Source organism: Novosphingobium album (ex Liu et al. 2023) (genome assembly GCF_029076845.1).
Taxonomy (GTDB): Bacteria; Pseudomonadota; Alphaproteobacteria; order Sphingomonadales; family Sphingomonadaceae; genus Novosphingobium.
On the sequence record NZ_JARESE010000084.1, the window covers coordinates 1 to 3,430 of the forward strand.

Genomic DNA, 3,430 nt, shown 5'->3' on the forward strand with positions numbered 1-3,430 from the left:
CATGCCCCACCACCTGCGGCACCTCAATCTACACCGGAAATTACACCACGACCGCGGACGCTAACTGGCTGGTCAGCACACCAACCGGGGCAAATGGTCACAGTCGGGTGTGCCGCATAAGGGTTGGTCCTGTACAGGCATCGAAGACCTCGGCGAACCTTGCGCCACCTGCGAGATGTGCGAAGCGGTTGAAATTCGCTACGTCCATCACATGGAGCATCCCGAATACGCCGACATACTCGGTGTCGGTTGCGTATGTGCCGAGCATATGGAGGATGATTATGTTCGTCCCCGCGAACGCGAAGCCAAGCTAAAGGCGGCGGTGCGCAGAAGATCAGCATGGCACAAGCGGGCCTGGAAGGTCTCACCCGGCGGAACGCTCTATCTCAACACCGACGGTTTCAATCTCCAGATTTACCGGATTTCCGGCAGTCGGCAGGGCTGGATGATCGCGGTGGTGAATCGCGATACGGCCCATAGGCAACAGGGCCGCAAGGTCTATGCTTCATCCGAAGCGGCCAAACGTGCTGCGTTCGATGCGTTGCTCTGGGCAAAGAACAATCTGCCGTAGCTAATTTCCTGAATCCGAGCATTTTTCCGCGCCCTTGCGGGCCGGGCTTTCGTAAACCGAACCCGCGTTCGCGGTTTCGGCCATTCGGCTTCAATCCCTCGCGGGAAGGCTTAGGGGCCAGCCCCTCGGCGCGCTTCACATAAAATAGACGGTCTCCCGAGGCTCGCAGCTTTGCTGCTGCGCCCGCCGTCGATTTTCCGTTCCGTTTGCACACCCCGTTCTCGCCGAAGGGCAAGGGTTCATGTCGAACCCCCAACCCAAGGAAGAGAAAATGGAGAACGATCACGAAATCAGAATCTATGTGGCCTGTTTGGCTGCTTACAACAACGGCCATCTACACGGCGCATGGATCGACGCCGACCAAGAGGCCGGGGCGATCTATGATGACGTTCGCGCTATGCTGCGCGCCTCGCCCATGCCGGACGCGGAGGAGTGGGCGATTCATGACCATGAAGGCTTCGAGGGCGTCGCGATCAGCGAATATGTCGGGTTGGAGCGCGTCGCCGAGATCGCCGCGTTCATCGCAGAGCATGGCAGGCTGGGTGCGGAGCTATTCGGGCATTTCGGCGATATCGAGGACGCGCGGCAAGCCATCGAGGAGCGCTATCACGGCGCATTTTCCAGCCTTGCCGATTACGTGCAGGACTTGACGGAAAGCTGCACCACCATTCCCGAACCCTTGCGCTTTTACATCGACTGGCAAGCCATGGCGCGCGATGCCGAGATGAGCGGCGATGTCTTCACGGTTCAGACCGCGCATGACGAAGTGCATGTGTTCGCGGGGGTGTGATATGGACGCCCAGACCTACCGCTTCACATGGCAAGGCATCGAGATCGAGGCGGTCTATGAACCGCTTCGCTGGGGCGTGATTGCTTATCTGGGCATCCGCAGCATTAAGCCCGAACGCGCGCCATTGCCGATCACCGAGACAGGCTATCGTTCGCATTTCCACCCGCCCGGCACCATCGAAGCGCGTGGCGGCGATGTGATCGCGCAAGTGATCGCATGGCTCGATGAGGAAGCCGCCAAGCCGGAATGGCAACTTCACTTTGAGACCAGCAGGCAGGGCGAGCTGTTCTGACAACGCTACTGTGCTGCCACCATCGATCCAGCGTGCCCATCGCCGCCGCCGCCGCGATGGACCAGTCCCGAAATTCTCTCCGACATTTTCTCGCGCGGGAAATGCCCTCTGCATTCTTCGTCCTACGCCGGTGACCGGCTCATGCGCGCAAGGTGCTGCCCGCACCACCTTGGCCCCTTCGGTGCCAAGCCGTGTTGCACCTATGCGCGCGCCGGATCAGCCGGGCGTGGGCGGACTCCATGCAGCCGGGCAATTCCGCAACGCGCTGCCAACAAAAGGAGACCACATGGGACTGGAAATGTACGCCTTCACGGCACCCAGGCACGCAATCACCAAGGAAGTCGATTTTGACCGAGGCAGCTTGCCCGAGGTCAGCGAACTGCACGATTGGTGGAAGCATCCCAACCTGCATGGCTGGATGGCAAACCTCTATTACGCGAAGCGCGGCGCGCGCAGAGAATTCAACTGCGCGACCGTGATCCTCACGCTGGACGATCTGGCCAGTCTCGAAGATGCCATTCTGAACGATTGTCTCCCCGTGACATGCGGCTTCTTCTTCGGCCAGTCCGACGGCGACGAAAAGGATGACGATCTCGAATTCATCGCCAAGGCCAGAGCCGCGATCGCATCCGGGCTCGCCGTCTTCTACGATAGCTGGTGGTGACATCCCCGCGCTGGCAGCGCCGCACGGCACGCGCGGCGCTGCTCCGTCATCTGCGCCCATCCAAGTCTTCTCGCTTTCTTCTCTTATCCCCCGGAGCGGCTCGTGCGCGCCGCTAGGAAGGACTCAAGCCGAGGGGCGGTCTTTCGGTTCCCATCCATCATGGAGGATTAGGTCATGGCAACATATACCGCAGAGGAAGTCGGTCGGATTTACAAGATCAAGAAGAAGCCCAACCCTTGGGGTTGGATTCTCCTGGTTCTGTTCCTGCTGCTGCTCGTTTCGAACTGCCACCACTGAACGAGCCGGACAGGAACGGGCGGCACACTCGGGCGGGGGAAACTCCGCCCGTTTTGTTTTCTGAAACGGGAGTATCACCATGCTCGACGGCAATCGCAGGCCGGATCGGCAAAAGACGCGCCACGGCTCGGCGCGATGGGCAAGCGGCGACGAACTGAAGCGCGCCGGATTGTTCGGCCCGGACGGCCTGTTCGTCGGCTATCACGGCAACCAGATTCTGCGACTCAAATCCGATGCGCCCGGCGTCGTCATCGCGGGCAGCGGTTCCGGCAAAGGCCGGGACTGGCTGGTGGAGACCATCCTTCGCAACGGACGCTATCCGCTTTTGGTGTTTGATCCGAAGGGCGAACTCGCCGCTATCACGATCAACAGCTTCGCTCGTTGCGGCGTCTATGTCTATCTGTGGAACCCGTGCGGCTTGCACGGCATGGTTCGCCATAGACTGAATCCGCTCGATATCCTTACCCGCGATAGCTCCGATTTCCATTCGGACTGCACCTCGGTCGTCAATGCCATCATTCCCGCCGCCACCTCGGGCGGCACCGGCAACGCCTTCTATTTCGCGCAGCGCGCCCGCGAATGGGTGGAAGGCTTGATCAAGGCGCTGGTCGAGCAAAACGGCTTCGTCACGTTCCCGATGCTCTGGCGCACCATCCAGACGATCCAATCGAGTCCCGAGCGCTGGGTCGAGATGCTGGACCGCATGGACAAATCGGCCTTCGAGCAAGTACGCAACACCGCCGTTGACATCTGGACACCCTGATTTACCCGTTTCGGTGACGCGATGAGCGTGAGGCGGGCAGGTATGGAGCAGAC

At 60.4% G+C, this 3,430-nt stretch carries 6 protein-coding genes; all 6 read left to right on the forward strand.

Annotated elements, in window-relative coordinates:
- Window positions 1–175: 175 nt before the first annotated feature.
- The 6 genes from PYV00_RS22640 (at window position 176) to PYV00_RS22665 (ending at window position 3,377) form a co-directional block, all read left to right on the forward strand.
- Window positions 176–571, forward strand: coding sequence for a hypothetical protein (locus PYV00_RS22640; RefSeq protein WP_275230600.1), 396 nt, complete (start codon window positions 176–178; stop codon window positions 569–571).
- Window positions 572–812: 241 nt separating this feature from the next.
- Complete coding sequence (locus tag PYV00_RS22645; protein ID WP_275230601.1) at window positions 813–1,361, forward strand: antirestriction protein ArdA; 549 nt, start codon at window positions 813–815, stop codon at window positions 1,359–1,361.
- A gap of 1 nt (window position 1,362) precedes the next feature.
- The gene (locus PYV00_RS22650; protein WP_275230602.1) at window positions 1,363–1,653 is read left to right on the forward strand and encodes a hypothetical protein; all 291 of its coding nucleotides are present in this window, start codon (window positions 1,363–1,365) and stop codon (window positions 1,651–1,653) included.
- Window positions 1,654–1,939: 286 nt separating this feature from the next.
- Window positions 1,940–2,317: a hypothetical protein gene (locus tag PYV00_RS22655; protein WP_275230603.1), complete on the forward strand. Its 378-nt coding sequence runs from the start codon at window positions 1,940–1,942 to the stop codon at window positions 2,315–2,317.
- Between the two features lie 174 nt (window positions 2,318–2,491).
- Window positions 2,492–2,614 carry a hypothetical protein gene (locus PYV00_RS22660; protein ID WP_275230604.1) on the forward strand — a complete coding sequence of 41 codons (123 nt, stop codon included), beginning with the start codon at window positions 2,492–2,494 and terminating at the stop codon, window positions 2,612–2,614.
- Between the two features lie 79 nt (window positions 2,615–2,693).
- The gene (locus tag PYV00_RS22665; RefSeq protein ID WP_275230605.1) at window positions 2,694–3,377 is read left to right on the forward strand and encodes a type IV secretory system conjugative DNA transfer family protein; all 684 of its coding nucleotides are present in this window, start codon (window positions 2,694–2,696) and stop codon (window positions 3,375–3,377) included.
- The last annotated feature ends 53 nt before the right edge of the window (window positions 3,378–3,430 follow it).

Coding starts and splice junctions, on each gene's coding strand:
- PYV00_RS22640 (WP_275230600.1), top strand. CDS start 176: ATGTGCGAAGCGGTTGAAATTCGCTACGTCCATCACATGGAGCATCCC.
- PYV00_RS22650 (WP_275230602.1), top strand. CDS start 1,363: ATGGACGCCCAGACCTACCGCTTCACATGGCAAGGCATCGAGATCGAG.
- PYV00_RS22645 (WP_275230601.1), top strand. CDS start 813: ATGTCGAACCCCCAACCCAAGGAAGAGAAAATGGAGAACGATCACGAA.
- PYV00_RS22665 (WP_275230605.1), top strand. CDS start 2,694: ATGCTCGACGGCAATCGCAGGCCGGATCGGCAAAAGACGCGCCACGGC.
- PYV00_RS22655 (WP_275230603.1), top strand. CDS start 1,940: ATGGGACTGGAAATGTACGCCTTCACGGCACCCAGGCACGCAATCACC.
- PYV00_RS22660 (WP_275230604.1), top strand. CDS start 2,492: ATGGCAACATATACCGCAGAGGAAGTCGGTCGGATTTACAAGATCAAG.